The following is a 14,946-nucleotide window of genomic DNA, read 5'->3' on the forward strand; positions in this document are numbered from 1 at the left end:
GACTAAACACCCCAGATACTGTGTTACCGACGGGAGTGAGCTATGAGAAAACTTTCCTATTCAGCATTACTTTGTGCCCTAACGATACCTTCGCTGGCGAGTGCCGACTGTGGCGAGGTGTCGATCACTGAAATGAACTGGGCGTCTAATACGGTGGTCACCAGCGTTGCCAAGTTCATCATGGAGCAGGGCTACGGTTGCGATGTGACTGTTGTGCCTTCAGACACTGTGCCGGCAGTGACCTCTGTTGCCGAAAACGGCGAGCCGGATATCGTTACTGAACTCTGGAAAAACTCCGCTGGCGAAGCCTACGAGCGTTTGGAGGCTGCAGGGAAAATCAAGCCGCTGACCAAAGTGTTGCGGCCTGGTGGTATCGAAGGGTGGTGGATTCCGACTTATCTGGCGGAAAAACACCCGGAACTGACCACCATTGAAGGGATTATGGCTAACCCTGAATTGGTGGGTGGCCGATTCAACAACTGCCCCGACGGGTGGGGCTGCCGTGTCGCTAACGACAATCTGGTGCGGGCGCTGGATCTCGAGGCGGCCGGTATCGATGTGTTCAATCATGGTTCGGGTGAGACTCTGGCGTCGTCTATGGCATCAGCTGTGCAGAAGGAAGAGCCTTGGTTTGGCTATTACTGGGGGCCAACCGTCCCGCTCGGCAAGTTCGACATGACGCGAGTGAAACTGGGTGAATACAAACCGGAAGTGCATGCCAAGAACCAGTCGCCTGATGCCGAGAACCCTACCGTGTCGGAATTTCCGGCCGCGACGGTGCTGACCACCGTCACGCCGGACTTCGAAGATCGCGAGCCTGAAGTGGCAGAGATGTTGGCTCAGCTAAGTTTTGAAACTGAAACCATGAGCTCTTTGCTTGCGTGGATGGATGCCAACAATGCCACGGCCGAGGAAGCCGCTGTCTACTACCTGACCAATTACGGAGAAGAGTGGTCTTCGTGGTTAAACGACGATGCCCGAAAACGTCTGAGCCGCCTGCTAGGAAATTAAAGCGCCAACCCGAAGCCCGGCTTGCCGCCGTCAGGTGGGCCGGGCATGTTCCGAATGTCCCATTCTGATTGACGGTTTTACAAAATAGGCATACCCGATGGCAACATACGACTGGTTATTCTCAACCTTGGGTCTGAAGGAATGGTGTGGCCAAAATAAAGACTCTGGCCCCTTATCCATGGCTGATTTGCTGGCCAAGAGCAAAGGGCAGGATGCCGAATCCCAATCGCTTTGGGATTTACCGTTTCCCTCAATGGACGCGCTGAATGAGTCGTGCGAAGCGTTTCCGCAATCCCGGGATCTTACCAAGGGGCTTGAACAGGGCTTTTTGGAGGTCAAAGACAGCCTGAGTCTGGTTCTGGACCCGCTTACCCAGCCTTTGAGCTGGTTTCTCGACGGTTCACTTTACGTCATGCTCAACACGCCTTGGTGGATAGTGATTCCGGTGATGTTGGCGGTGGTGTTTTTGGTGAGCAAGTCCTGGAAGCTGGTGACGTTTGTGGCCTTCTCCATCGGCTTGTTAGCGTTTATTGATTACTACGAATACGCGATGCAGACCCTGGCCATTATTTTTGTTTGCGCCTTCCTGTGCGTGTTGATCGGGGTTCCTATCGGCATCGCTATGGCGCGAAACGATTGGTTGCAACGGGGGACTATCCCGGTTCTGGATATGCTGCAGACCCTGCCGCCGTTTGTGTATCTGATCCCCTTGATTTTCCTGTTCAGTGTCACAGAGTCCAAATTGTACGGCATCGCCATTATCCTCTACGCCATCGTTCCCGTGGTGCGGCTGACCGATCTGGGTATTCGGCTGGTGGACAAAGAAGTGATTGAGGCGGCCGATGCATTCGGTATGACGCCCCGGCAAAAACTGTTCAAAGTTCAGATTCCCCTGGCATTGCCCAACATTATGGCCGGTGTGAACCAGACCATAATGATGAGCTTGGCGATGGTCGTGATTGCCTCTTTGGTGTCGGCACCGGGCTTGGGGGTGTTGGTATTGCGAGGCATACGAAATCTGGAATTAGGGGTTGGTCTGGTTTCGGGTCTTGGCATTGTATTGCTGGCGGTCATTCTTGACCGTGTTACCAAGGCCTCTCTGGCCCGGGTCAATTCCGCACAGAAACAGTGAGGCAGTATCGTGGCAAAGAATGTCAAAATCGCGATTCGCAATTTGTACAAGATTTTTGGGCCGGAACCGGAAGCCGCGCTAGAGCATGTCAGGCAGGGGGCAAGCAAAGCTAGTCTGCAAGACGAACATGGCCACGTGCTTGGCCTGAAAGACATTAATGTGGATGTGCATGAAGGCGAAGTCACCGTCATTATGGGGCTGTCTGGTTCTGGTAAGTCGACGTTGATTCGCCACCTAAATCGCCTGATCGAGCCGACCACCGGCGAAATCCTGTTCGACGGTGAAGACGTTTTGGCGTTGGGCGAGGAAGGTTTGCGTACGCTGCGGCGCCAGAAAATGTCCATGGTGTTCCAAAAGTTCGCGTTGTTGCCTCACAAAACCGTGTTGGAAAATGCCGGGCTGTCCTGGGAAATTTCAGGGCAGGGTCGTGAGGCCTATGAAGAAGAGGCTCGCAAGTGGTTGGCCCGTGTTGGCCTGGAAGGCAGCGAAGAGCAATATCCTCACCAACTATCTGGCGGTATGCAGCAGCGAGTCGGAATTGCCCGTGCCCTAGTGTCGAATTCGCCGGTCATGCTGATGGACGAAGCCTTCTCGGCCCTGGACCCGCTGATTCGGTCGGACATGCAGGATCTGTTGCTGGAACTGCAGGCTGAATTGCATAAAACCATTGTCTTCATCACTCATGACCTGGATGAAGCGTTGAAGCTGGCGGACCATCTGGTCATTCTCAAAGACGGGGAAGTGGTGCAGCAGGGTGATCCTCAAGGCATATTGTTGCAGCCTAACGATCCGTATATTGTCGATTTCATCAGCGATATCAATCGCGCCCGGGTGTTGCGTGTGCGTTCGGTCATGGGGCCGGTGAACGATGCCGAGTCCTTTGCAGGTGATGTGCTGGAGACGGATAACCTGGAGTCGGTTCTGGCTAAGTCGGGTGGCGATGTGAGTCAGGTCTTTCGGGTTGTGCGTAACGGTCAGCCGGTTGGCCGACTTGCAATGACGGAGCTGACCAAGGCCTTGGTGCCGACAGAAGGAAGCGGTGCCCGCTTGTCATGAATGTTTCTTGATGTTCAGGCAATAAAAAACCCGGCTTGAAGGCCGGGTTTTTTGTGGAGGCAGGATCAATTACTTGATCTTGGCTTCCTTGTACGCAACGTGCTTACGGACAACCGGATCGTACTTTTTGATCTCGATTTTTTCCGGAGTGTTACGCTTGTTCTTCATGGTCGTGTAGAAGTGACCGGTGTTTGCTGACGATACCAGCTTAATTTTTTCGCGCATGATGCAGCTCCTTAGAATTTCTCGCCGCGGGCACGAAGATCGGCCAGTACAGCGTCAATACCTTTTTTATCGATGATGCGCATGCCCTTAGTGGATACGCGCAGCTTCACAAAACGCTTCTCGGACTCAACCCAGAAACGGTGGTTCTGCAGATTCGGCAGAAAACGACGACGAGTGTGATTCATCGCGTGGGATACGTTGTTACCGGTAACCGGACGCTTACCGGTAACCTGACAAACTCTGGACATACATGCCTCCGACCTGAGCACTGGTCTATCAATGCGAATTCGTTATTTAACGCGTCTCTGGTTGCTCCGGAGCTAACTTTGCTACCGGTTCGCGCCTGTAAACTGGGCGCAACACGCCAGATACCGCCAGAAAGGGACGCTTTTATACCAGAACCGGGGGCCCAACGCAAAAAATTGTTGGGATTTTGGCCAGTTTTTCGGTCGCGACTTCATGGCGGTTACATCAACCCTCTTTCAGCGAGGGATATTACCTCACCGTGACCGATAACCATATGGTCAAGAACCCTGATATCGACCAACCCCAGAGCTTCTTTCAGGCGACGAGTCAGAGAGATGTCTGCCTGACTGGGTTCGGCCACTCCGGACGGGTGATTATGCGCGAAAATCACCGCCGCTGCATTATCTTCCAGGGCCTGTCGGACAACTTCCCGCGGGTACACGGCGGCCCCGTCGATGGTGCCGCGGAACAATTCCCGGTACTGAATGACGCGATGGCGGTTATCCAGAAATAAGCCGGCAAAAACTTCGTGAGGGTAGGTGGCCAGGCGGCTGGTCAGGAAACGCCGGGTATCGGCGGGAGAGCGCAGAGGGTCGCCTTGTCGCAGCGGTTCATCCATCACCCGCCTTGCCATTTCCATGGCGGCCTGAACTTGCGCGTACTTCGCGGTGCCCAGACCTTTTACTTGGCAAAACTGGCGACGGGAGGCCGTCATCAGGCCACGCAGGCTCGAAAATTCTTCGATCAAGTGGCGCGCCATCGCCATGACCGGCATGCCGGCGGTACCAGTGCGTAAAAAAATGGCCAGAAGCTCGGCGTCCGACAAAGACTCGGCACCGTGAGCAAGCAGTCGTTCACGTGGCCGTTCATCGTTGGGCCAATCGGATTGGTTCATATCGCATCCTTGCGGGTGTGGTTAAAGCGTGCGTCCTGCACGTGGTTCTCAAAGTTACAAAGGTTACTCGAAAAGGTAACATTTGGTAAACGGAACAATCGTGCGTGCTGGCTGCGCTGTCAGGGCTTGCATGCTATCTTACAAGTCTTTCATTTTACGGGATTACGGAGCCCTCATGGCCGTCAGACGAATACTGCTGGGAATCACCGGTGGCATCGCCGCCTACAAGAGCGCTGAACTGGTTCGGCAGCTGAAAAAAGCCGGGTTGGACGTTCGTGTGATCATGACTCAGGGGGCAGAAGCCTTCGTTACACCCCTGACGTTTCAGGCGTTGAGCGGCGAGCCTGTGCGCACGTCGTTGTTGGACCCGGAAGCCGAAGCCGGCATGGGCCATATTGAGCTGGCAAAGTGGGCGGATCAGGTGGTGATTGCGCCAGCCTCTGCGGACTTTCTGGCTCGGTTGGCTCATGGCATGGCCGATGATCTGCTTACCACCGTGTGCTGCGCCACTGAAGCGCCCATCGCGGTAGCGCCGGCGATGAATCAGGCCATGTGGAAAAATCACCGCACCCAGCGCAACCTCCGGTTATTGTCAGAAGATCCGCAAATGACGATTTGGGGCCCGGATCAGGGTGAACAAGCGTGCGGAGACACCGGCCCCGGCAGAATGCTGGAACCTTCTGCGTTGGCCACGCTGATTCTGACCGAGCAGGTGCCGCAGCCAGCCGGACCGCTCAGCGGTAAGCGGTTTGTGATTACCGCCGGCCCCACGCGGGAGCCGATCGACCCGGTACGTTACATATCCAATCACAGCTCCGGCAAAATGGGGTATGCCATTGCCCGCGCTGCGGTGGCTGCGGGTGCGGAGGTTACCTTGGTCAGTGGCCCGGTTACCTTGCCGGCCCCCGAGGGCGTGAAAGTGCGCTCTGTGGTCACCGCCGAGGACATGCTTCAGGCTTCACAGCAGGCGGTCAGTGAAGGTTGCGATGTCTTTATTGCCACCGCTGCGGTGGCAGATTATCGGCCCCAAACCTGCGCCGGGGACAAGATCAAGAAAACCAACGATGAGATGAGCCTTTCGCTGGTACGTAATCCGGATACGCTGGCCACCATTGCCGCCAGACCCGATGCGCCATTTACCGTGGGCTTTGCCGCCGAAACCACTGACGTCGCCCGCTACGCGATGGATAAAATGCAGCGCAAGAAGTTGCAGATGATCGTGGCCAACGATGTATCGACCCCCGGATTAGGTTTCAACAGCGACCAGAATGCGGTCACTGTTTTTTGGCCGAATGGCCAGGAATCCATCGGGCCCGACAGTAAACAGAACATTGCCACCCGTCTGGTGGCGCTAATCGAAGAACACAGCAAGAAGGCCGACAAGTAATGACTCGAAAAAAATTGCAGGTAAGAATTCTGGATGACCGCATTGGTTCCGAAATTCCGTTTCCTGAGTACGCAACTGAAGGGTCCGCCGGTCTGGACTTGCGTGCCTGCCTGAAAGAGCCACTTACCTTGGCCCCCGGCGATACCCATCTGATTCCAACGGGGTTGTCGGTACACATAGCGGACCCCGCTCTGGCGGCTATGATTCTGCCGCGCAGTGGTTTGGGCCATAAGCACGGCATTGTTTTGGGGAATCTGGTGGGGCTGATCGATTCGGATTACCAGGGCGAGCTGATGGTGTCGTGCTGGAATCGTGGCCAGACTGAATTCACCATCGAAATTGGCGAGCGTCTTGCCCAGATGGTACTGGTGCCGGTGGTACAGGCAGATTTTGAAGTGGTGTCCGAGTTTAACGCCAGCGACCGCGGCGAAGGCGGTTTTGGATCGACAGGAAGTCACTGATTCGGTTGTCGTCAGGTGGCGGCGCTCGGTTAGTCTGACGACTATACTGCGAAGGTAAGTGTCTGTCCGGAACAAGAAAATAACGATGGGATGCGCTATGAAATTCGGTAAGAAAAAGATCAATAACGATACCGCAGAAGAGCAGCCGGTAACGGACGCGCCGAAAGCCAAAGTGAAAGGCAGCCGAGGCGGTAGTGGTCTGAGAAAACTCAGCTCGGTAGCGGTTAGCCAGGCGTTGGTGGTGGTTCTTGCTGGTGTGATCTCTGCGGCCTTACTGCATTTTCTGGTTTCGATCCCTGTTGCAACGAAAGATTTTGAGCGTGCTGTAAATGTTGAGGCGGATAGTGCGCAACAGCGGCTGAATCACTATCTGAAAGCCCTGCAGGGGCAGGTTCAGGCAGTGGCCAATCAGCAATTTGTGATCGACTCAGTTGCTCGCGAGTCTGATCTAAGGCCTTTATCCAGCCAGCTGGTGTCGGCGGTGAACGGCGCTGCCGCTGTGTTTGTGTTTCCGCGGCGAGGCATTCCGAGAACCGGGGACAGCGAGAATCTGCTCGGTTTTGCCGGGCTGGAATTAGCGCAGCGGGCGGAAAATGGTCAGCCGATGTTGCCCGATGCGTTTCCCCGGGATAACCAATGGTACCTGCAATTTGCTGCCCCGGTCAGAAGCTCGGTCAGCAAGGCGGTGATAGGCACGGTCTTGGTGGTGTTCAAGGCCGACCATTTGGCGCCCCTGCTGCAAGTGAGCAACGAAACGATTGGTGGTCGCCTGGCATTGGTGCAGACGGCAGCGGGCAGCAAGCGCCCCGTGATCAGCATAGGCAGCGGTAGCGGGACAGAAATATCACGTAGTCTGATGAATCCGGATTGGGATCTTGTGTATCAGCCGGGTAAGCCCCCGGCTCCCCCTGTCAGTACCGTTTTGTTAGCGTTGTTGGTCCTTGTTCCAGTACTTGTAGCCGCGGCAGTCGTGTGGCTGTTGCTGGGTAAAGCGCAGCGCAGCGTGCGTGAAGAGGTAAGCGCCATGACCCAGTGGGCTTACAAAGTATTCAGTGGTGAACGCCACAAACTACCCAGCACGCAGTGGGATATGGTTGCCTCGACCGGAGAAGTGCTGTTAAGGGTGTCCCAAGTGGTTGAAAAACGGGTGTCACAGGCGAAAGGCACCGCGGCCCCGAAAACGGCTTCTGCGCCAGCACCGAAGCCAAGCGAGAAAGAGGAAGCCTTGTTCGACAGCGACAGTTCCCTGGGCATGGACATGCTTGATGGCGACGATGATGTTTTGGGGCTAGGCACCTCGGATGCGCCTTTGTTTGATGAAGACATTCCGGATGTGCTTGAAAACACGGTGCCGGATATTCAGGTCGAAGCCGAGATTTTCCGGGCGTACGACATCCGCGGCATCGTTGGCGAAAATCTTTCAGCGGGCGTTGTGGAAATTATTGGTCAGGCAATCGGGTCAGAGGCAACCGAGCGGGGTATCGTCTCTTTGTGCATTGGCTACGATGGCCGCCATTCCAGCCCTGAACTGGCAGATGCATTGGCAAAAGGCGTTATGGCTGCCGGCTGTAACGTGATTCGCGTGGGCGCTGTGCCCACCCCGGTGCTGTACTTTGCCACGCATCATCTGAACACAGGGTCGGGTGCGATGGTGACCGGGAGCCACAACCCGGCCAACTACAACGGTCTGAAAATCATGCTGGGGGGAGAAACCCTTTCCGGTGATGCCATTCAAAAACTTTATCAACGCATCCAGACCGGAGATTTCACCTCGGGGCAGGGTGAACAGACTGGGGACGATGTTCGTCGCGCTTACCTTGATCGCATCGTGGGTGATATTGCGGTAGCTGCGCCGCTTAAAGTCGTGGTGGATGCCGGCAACGGTATTGCCGGTGAGCTTGCGCCTATTCTGGTAGAAGAACTGGGTTGCGAAGTGGTGCCTCTGTTCTGCGATGTTGATGGTGACTTCCCGAACCATCACCCGGACCCCGGCAAGCCTGATAATCTACAGCACCTGATTGCCAAGGTACAGGAAGTCGGTGCCGACATTGGCATTGCCTTTGATGGCGACGGAGATCGCTTGGGCGTGGTTACCAATAAAGGCAAAATCATCTGGCCAGACCGGCTAATGATGTTGTTTGCCCGAGACGTAGTTTCCCGTAACCCCGGGGCCGATGTACTGTACGATGTGAAATGCAGTCGTCGATTGGCCGGGGTGATATCCGAAGCCGGTGGCCGCCCTGTTATGTGGAAAAGCGGCCATTCCCTGATGAAAGCCAAGATGAAGGAAACCGGGGCGTTGCTGGCGGGCGAACTGAGCGGCCACGTGTTCTTTGGTGAGCGTTGGTACGGTTTTGATGACGGCCTGTATTCGGCAGCCCGGCTACTGGAAATTTTGGGCATTGAAGACCGTCATAGTGACGAAGTATTTGAAGACTTCCCTGAAGACATCAGCACCCCGGAGCTGAATGTCGAAGTGACGGAAAGCGATAAATTCGCGATCATTGAGCGTTTTGGCGAACTGGGTGATTTCGGTGATGGCAACGTCAGCAACATCGATGGCATCCGCGTGGATTACCCTGACGGTTGGGGCCTGTGCCGGGCCTCCAATACCACGCCTGTTCTGGTACTGCGGTTTGAGGCAGAAACGGATGAGGCTCTGGAACGAATCAAAACCGTGTTCCGGGAACAACTACAGAAAGCTGCGCCGGATTTGGTCGCAAATTTCTGATTTTAACCATTCTCTGACAGTAAGGATCAACACATCATCATGGCGCTGAATCGTGAAACAGCCATGCAGGTCGCTTCGGTACTGAGCCAAGGCCTGCCGTATATCCAACGGTTTACCGGTAAGACCGTCGTCATTAAGTACGGCGGTAACGCCATGGAAAATGAGGAGCTGAAAAGCAGCTTTGCCCGTGACGTGGTGTTGATGAAACTGGTCGGCATTAACCCGATCGTGGTCCACGGCGGCGGGCCTCAGATTGGTGAGCTGCTTGAGCGGCTGAATATCCAGTCCCGTTTTGTGAACGGCATGCGAGTGACCGACTCTGAAACCATGGATGTGGTGGAAATGGTGTTGGGCGGTCAGGTCAACAAAGAAATCGTATCGCTGATCAATGCCCAAGGCGGCACCGCCATCGGCTTAACCGGCAAAGACGCGAATCTGATTCGCGCCCGCAAGCTGGAAGTGGTTGACCGCTCACCGGAGCTCGAACGCCCCGAGATCATCGATATCGGCCACGTGGGCGAAGTCGCCAGTGTGAACGTTAATGTCATCGATATGCTGACTCGCAGCGATGTTATTCCTGTGATTGCCCCCATCGGTGTGGGGCCGGATGGTGCTTCGTACAATATCAACGCCGATCTGGTGGCCGGTAAGGTGGCCGAGGCCATGAAGGCCGAAAAGCTGATGCTCCTGACCAACGTGGCTGGTCTGAAGAGCAAGGAAGACAAAGTGCTCACTGGTCTCACGGCCCAGCAGGTTAATGAGCTGATCGAAGACGGCACCATCCATGGCGGCATGCTGCCAAAGATCCGTTGCGCGTTGAGTGCTGTGGAAAATGGCGTGCGCACATCGCACATCATCGATGGCCGAGTCGCCAACGCCTGCTTACTGGAAATCTTCACCGACGAAGGTGTTGGTACTCTGATTTCCCGTAACTGATCTGTCTGATCCGGAGCCATTGGATGAAGCGTCTACTGTCTTTTTTGGTTGTATTCAGTTTGCTCGCTTTTGCCGGTTACAAAGCCGGTGTCTGGTGGCTGGCGGATCAACGGTTGGCGGAAGTGCGCACTGAATTGTCGAGACTGGGTGTTCTCGAACGGGGGCAAATCAGCTCAGCTCTGGACGGGCGATTGCTCCTGAAAGAGGCAAGTTGGCTGGACTTCCGGTTGACCCAGCCTTTGACTATGGGGCTGGTTGAGCTGGATGCGCACTCACCGATTGACTTGGTGACTGGATTGGCGAATCCCGGAGCCGCAACGGGTGACTGGACCTTGGTCATCGAGAGGGCCAGCATGATTCTGGAGCCCACCATGTTCCGGAACTGGGTCACCGAAGATGTTGACGAGTCGACGGCCGGCAACCCGCTGATCGCTTTGTCCTGTGCTCCGGACCCCAGACAGCATCTGGGGAGTGGTGACCTGAAGCGCATGGGCATAGATTCGATTAGCGGCGATTTCAAGCTGACACAAAGTCGAGATGGCCTGGCGGTTGAATTGCATACCTCAGCGGTAGGAAGTCTCGAGCTGAACTGGCCGGGCGCGCGCTTGAACGTTTCCCGAACCGGCATCGATTTGACCGGCCTGGAACAGACGGCCGAGGCAACCTTGCGAGACGGCGGGTTGATGCGACGCATTTCAGCGTATTGCTCCCGGGAAACGGCTCTTACCGTCAATGAGTGGAGCGTGACGGCAGCTAAAGCCCTTGCGCGTGGTCTGGAAGCGCGAGGCTATCAAGCGAGTGGGCAACTGGTTGCACTGTATCGCCAGTGGCTGACCGAAGGCGGTGAACTTCAGTTCAACGCCAACTTCGGCAGTGACACGTTCGGGGTTCCGGTACGGACTCAAGAGCGGCCACAAGCTGCGTGGCAGGTGACCTATAACGGCGCCCAGGTGCCGGATGTGTATTTAACCCGAATGCAGCCGAAGGCACCGGAAGTGGCTCCGGAAGCCTATGAGCCGGTCACTCACCCCGAAACCTCGAGTCACGCGCAGTGGTTTGAAGAGCCTGTGGAAAACGCCGATGCATGGCAGGGCCAAACCGTTCGGGTCACGCTTTCGAACGGCAAATCGGTTGAGGGCAGGCTTGTGAGTGTCGGTGAGCGGGAGTTAGAAGTGGCCCGCATGATTGCAGGTGGTGAAGTGGCGTACCCTATGTTGATTCGCGCGGTTGCGCGCTTCGAAGTCTGGCGGAGGGGCCGGGCAAACTGACCTAAAGCCGGGAGGCAGGCATGGTGCAAAGTACGGATACGAACAGCCGGGTACCGGGCGTTCACGACATGTTGGCGCGGCTGATATCCTTGCCTTCCATCAGCAGTGCATCGCCGGATTGGGATCACAGCAATGAAGCCGTCGTGCGAACATTGGCTGAGTGGCTGGAAGCACTGGGCTTCGCCATTGAAATTCTTGAAGTGCCCGGGATGCCGGGCAAGTACAACCTGATTGCGACCCTTGGAAGTGGCCCGGGTGGCCTAGTGTTGTCCGGCCACACCGACACGGTGCCGTTCGATGATAAACGCTGGCAGACCGACCCCTTTACCCTGACCGAAAAAGACGGCCGTTGGTACGGGCTGGGCACCTGCGACATGAAAGGCTTCTTCGCACTGGCCATCGAAGCCGCCAAACGCTTTATAGACCAACCGTTGCAGCAGCCGCTGATTATTCTGGCAACTGCAGATGAAGAAAGCTCGATGAACGGAGCCCGGGCGCTGGCCGAAGCCGGTAAGCCGAAAGCGCGCTATGCGGTGATTGGTGAGCCCACCGGTCTCCGGCCCGTGAGGATGCACAAAGGCATCATGATGGAGCGGTTGAAATTCCAGGGGCAGTCGGGCCATTCCTCCAATCCGGATCTCGGCCGCAACGCGTTGGAAGGCATGCACGAAGCCATGACGGAACTGCTGACGTTGCGGTCCGAATGGCAGCAGAAATATCGAAACCCGAACTTTGCGGTGCAAGTGCCAACCCTGAATTTGGGCTGCATCCACGGGGGCGACAACCCAAACCGAATCTGCGCCCAATGTGAGCTGCACTTTGATCTGCGCCCGTTGCCGGGCATGAACATGGAAGCCCTGCGCCAAGCCATTCTGAGTCGCATTCAGCCGTTGGCCGAGCGACGCCAGCTAAGCCTGACCTTTGAGCCGTTGTTCGATGGCGTGCCGCCGTTCGAAACTCCGGCCGATGCCGGTTTGGTGAAAGCCTGTGAAGCCCTGACCGGCCATAAAGCGCATGCAGTTGCCTTTGCCACAGAGGCTCCCTGGCTGCAAAAACTGGGGCTGGAGACCTTGGTGATGGGGCCGGGCTCGATTGATCAGGCACATCAGCCGGACGAGTTTTTGGAGTTGTCGCAATTGCAGCCGACCATCGAGGTTCTGAGCGGGCTGATAAAACAGTATTGTTTGTAACAGAGAGTCGGCCAATATCACTGGCCGCAAAAGCTTCAAAAGGGAGACCGGATTGAAATCAAACGACTGGCTGCATGGGTTTCGCCACTCATCTCCGTACATTAATGCCCATCGGGGTCGTACTGTGGTGTTGACCATGCCCGGAGATGCCATAGAGCACCGGAACTTCATCAACATCATCCATGACATTGCACTGCTCAGCAGCTTGGGTGTGCGCTTGGTGGTGGCGTTTGGTGGTCGTCCGCAAATTCAGTCACGCTTGGAAGACGCCGGTCTGGAAACTACCTTCGAGCGAGGCCTTCGGGTGACCCCGGATGATCACCTGCCGCTGGTCATGGAAGCCATTGGTGGGTTGCGCGCCTATATGGAAAGCCAGTTGTCGATGGGGTTGGTGAACTCCCCCATGCACAACGCCAGAATACGTGTCAGCAGCGGTAACTACGTCACTGCGAAACCGGTGGGTGTGCTGGATGGCATCGATTTCGGATACACCGGCCGAGTGCGCCGGATCGATACCCCGGGTATCGAGAGATTGCTTGAGCAGGGCCATATTGTGCTGTTGCCGCCCATGGGTTATTCGCCTACCGGAGATGCGTTTAACCTGTCCTACGAAGACGTAGGCAGCCAAGTGGCGGCCGCGTTGAAGGCCGAGAAGCTGATTGTCTTTATCGATGACGAAGGCTTGCTGGATGAGGACGGATCACTGATCCGGGAATTGGGAGCTCATCAGGCAACAGAACGGCTGAACGCCAACAATGTGACCGGCCATGATGCGGTTCTTCTGAAAGCGGCCTGCGATGCCTGTGTGAAAGGTGTGCGCCGCGCTCACATTATCAGCTACGCCGAAGACGGCGCGTTACTGGAAGAACTGTTCACACGGGATGGTTCCGGCACTCTGGTCAGCGGTGACCATTACGAACAGATTCGCCCGGCCCGGGTAGAAGATATCGGTGGTATTCTGGAATTGATTCAGCCTTTGGAGGAGCAGGGCATACTGGTGCGGCGCTCCCGCGAGATGCTGGAAACCGAAGTTGACCGCTTCGTAGTCGCAGAGCGAGACGGCACGGTGGTTGGCTGTGCCGCCCTGTATCACTATCCGGATGAAGCGGCCGGCGAGTTGTCTTGCTTCGCAGTGGACCCATCCTATCGGCGCGCCGGGCGTGGTGATGACATCCTCATGATGATCGAGAAACAGGCGCGGGGGCAGGGCATTGAGAAACTGTTTGTGCTGACCACCCAAACCGAACACTGGTTCCGGGAGCGGGGTTTTGAGCCAACAGCCGTGGAAAACCTACCAGGCCCCAAGCTCGCCACCTACAACCCGATCCGCAAGTCAAAGGTGTTCGTCAAACCGCTCTGACAAGGCGTTGAGCGCTTTTTTGCGTTCGGTTTCCGGTTGTTCTGACAGCCGGGAAACCGCTTCGTAAAATTGTTCGAAATCGAAGCCGGATTCCTTCAGCAATCGCCTGAAGGCCGGCACATACTGGTTGTATTGCTGGAACAACGCCAGATTGGCGTTGTTCAGCTGCACCGGGGCCGAACCAAAGGGGCCGGGTTCCGGGTAGTGAGCCGCCAAGGCTTCGTATCGGTTGGCCAGATCATCGAGGATTTGTTGTTTTCGCTGCCGCAATTGCTCACGATTCAGCACGCTTTGCTGCTCATAAAGACGGCGTAGCGTCTCGCTGGTGTCGTTCACCAACTCAAGCGTCCGATTACGGTGCTCCAAGCGCAGCAAGGCACGCTCGAATACCTCCGGTTGGCCCTCCCGCTCCAGCCACAAACGCAACCCTTCCAGCTCGACGGCGGTGGCAAAACTTTCATTGAACGCGGTATCACCACTCAAATAGACCACCCGATGCGCCAGCTCATGAAACATCAGGGCAACCATCCGGTCTTCAGAAAGGTTGGTGAATCCCGTGTGCAATGGGTCATCAAACCAGCCTAAGGTGGAGTAGGCCGTGACCGCCCCGATGAAGGTATCGTACCCTTGGCTGTCGAAGTGTCTTCGGGCTTCTTTAGCCATCGCCAGATCAAAATAGCCCCGGTAGGCCTGGCATCCGACAAACGGATAACACCACTGCTTCGGTGTGAGCGAGAACTCGGGCACCGCCACCAGGTTAACCACTACCCACGGGTGCTCGAGAGCCACAAAGCTGGAAAACGCACCGCCAACCGGCAGTTTGAGCCTATGCTCTGCAAAGGTACGTGCAGATTGGGCCGACGACAGAGCCTGAGACAGTTCCGGTGGGGTGTCGGGCCGCTGCAAAACTTCATCTACCGGCTCGCTACGGATCATTAACGAGACATGGCCGGAAATAACCTGAGTGTAATAACTCACTGAAGAGCAGCCAGGAAGAGCCGCTAACAGTAGCAATATGAGATATACCTGACTAAGCTGTTTCATGAAT

14 protein-coding genes are annotated in these 14,946 nt (G+C 56.0%); 10 read left to right on the top strand and 4 right to left on the bottom strand.

Features of this window, described 5'->3' with window-relative positions; genetic code table 11:
- Positions 1 to 42: 42 nt before the first annotated feature.
- The 3 genes from DOQ08_RS13250 to DOQ08_RS13260 all read left to right on the top strand — a co-directional run bounded on the left by DOQ08_RS13250 (position 43) and on the right by DOQ08_RS13260 (position 3,199).
- Positions 43 to 1,011 (top strand): ABC transporter substrate-binding protein, encoded by a 969-nt coding sequence (locus DOQ08_RS13250; protein ID WP_114335421.1) that lies wholly within the window; start codon positions 43 to 45, stop codon positions 1,009 to 1,011.
- A 97-nt stretch (positions 1,012 to 1,108) separates the two neighbouring features.
- On the top strand, positions 1,109 to 2,143 hold the full coding sequence (locus tag DOQ08_RS13255; protein WP_114335422.1) for an ABC transporter permease: 1,035 nt from the start codon (positions 1,109 to 1,111) through the stop codon (positions 2,141 to 2,143).
- Positions 2,144 to 2,152: 9 nt separating this feature from the next.
- The gene (locus DOQ08_RS13260) at positions 2,153 to 3,199 is read left to right on the top strand and encodes a quaternary amine ABC transporter ATP-binding protein (protein WP_114335423.1); all 1,047 of its coding nucleotides are present in this window, start codon (positions 2,153 to 2,155) and stop codon (positions 3,197 to 3,199) included.
- A 69-nt stretch (positions 3,200 to 3,268) separates the two neighbouring features.
- Here the strand turns inward: DOQ08_RS13260 and rpmG are convergent, their stop codons facing one another.
- From rpmG to radC, 3 genes are all read right to left on the bottom strand, one after another.
- Positions 3,269 to 3,424 (bottom strand): 50S ribosomal protein L33, encoded by a 156-nt coding sequence (gene rpmG, locus DOQ08_RS13265; RefSeq protein ID WP_114335424.1) that lies wholly within the window; start codon positions 3,422 to 3,424, stop codon positions 3,269 to 3,271.
- Positions 3,425 to 3,435: 11 nt separating this feature from the next.
- The gene (gene rpmB / locus DOQ08_RS13270; RefSeq protein WP_114335425.1) at positions 3,436 to 3,672 is read right to left on the bottom strand and encodes a 50S ribosomal protein L28; all 237 of its coding nucleotides are present in this window, start codon (positions 3,670 to 3,672) and stop codon (positions 3,436 to 3,438) included.
- A gap of 218 nt (positions 3,673 to 3,890) precedes the next feature.
- Positions 3,891 to 4,565, bottom strand: coding sequence for a RadC family protein (gene radC / locus DOQ08_RS13275; RefSeq protein ID WP_114335426.1), 675 nt, complete (start codon positions 4,563 to 4,565; stop codon positions 3,891 to 3,893).
- Between the two features lie 175 nt (positions 4,566 to 4,740).
- On the opposite strand from radC, the gene coaBC reads away from it, so the two are divergent.
- From coaBC to argA, 7 genes are all read left to right on the top strand, one after another.
- On the top strand, positions 4,741 to 5,952 hold the full coding sequence (coaBC, locus tag DOQ08_RS13280) for a bifunctional phosphopantothenoylcysteine decarboxylase/phosphopantothenate--cysteine ligase CoaBC (protein WP_114335427.1): 1,212 nt from the start codon (positions 4,741 to 4,743) through the stop codon (positions 5,950 to 5,952).
- Positions 5,952 to 6,413 (top strand): dUTP diphosphatase, encoded by a 462-nt coding sequence (dut, locus tag DOQ08_RS13285; protein WP_114335428.1) that lies wholly within the window; start codon positions 5,952 to 5,954, stop codon positions 6,411 to 6,413. The genes coaBC and dut overlap by 1 nt, the downstream gene beginning before the upstream one ends.
- 97 nt (positions 6,414 to 6,510) lie before the next feature.
- Positions 6,511 to 9,144 carry a phosphomannomutase/phosphoglucomutase gene (locus tag DOQ08_RS16190; protein WP_114335429.1) on the top strand — a complete coding sequence of 878 codons (2,634 nt, stop codon included), beginning with the start codon at positions 6,511 to 6,513 and terminating at the stop codon, positions 9,142 to 9,144.
- A 39-nt stretch (positions 9,145 to 9,183) separates the two neighbouring features.
- Complete coding sequence (gene argB, locus DOQ08_RS13295) at positions 9,184 to 10,080, top strand: acetylglutamate kinase (protein WP_114335430.1); 897 nt, start codon at positions 9,184 to 9,186, stop codon at positions 10,078 to 10,080.
- 23 nt (positions 10,081 to 10,103) lie between these two features.
- Positions 10,104 to 11,348 (top strand): acetylornithine deacetylase, encoded by a 1,245-nt coding sequence (locus tag DOQ08_RS13300; protein WP_114335431.1) that lies wholly within the window; start codon positions 10,104 to 10,106, stop codon positions 11,346 to 11,348.
- A 20-nt stretch (positions 11,349 to 11,368) separates the two neighbouring features.
- Positions 11,369 to 12,538, top strand: coding sequence for an acetylornithine deacetylase (argE, locus tag DOQ08_RS13305; RefSeq protein WP_114335432.1), 1,170 nt, complete (start codon positions 11,369 to 11,371; stop codon positions 12,536 to 12,538).
- A gap of 52 nt (positions 12,539 to 12,590) precedes the next feature.
- Positions 12,591 to 13,898, top strand: a complete 1,308-nt coding sequence (gene argA / locus DOQ08_RS13310) for an amino-acid N-acetyltransferase (RefSeq protein WP_114335433.1) — start codon at positions 12,591 to 12,593, stop codon at positions 13,896 to 13,898.
- Here argA and DOQ08_RS13315 read toward each other — a convergent pair.
- The gene (locus DOQ08_RS13315) at positions 13,872 to 14,942 is read right to left on the bottom strand and encodes an aminopeptidase (protein ID WP_114335434.1); all 1,071 of its coding nucleotides are present in this window, start codon (positions 14,940 to 14,942) and stop codon (positions 13,872 to 13,874) included. The genes argA and DOQ08_RS13315 overlap by 27 nt on opposite strands.
- Positions 14,943 to 14,946 lie beyond the last annotated feature (4 nt).

It is taken from the genome of Marinobacter litoralis, from assembly GCF_003336705.1.
Classification (GTDB): Bacteria; Pseudomonadota; Gammaproteobacteria; order Pseudomonadales; family Oleiphilaceae; genus Marinobacter; species Marinobacter litoralis.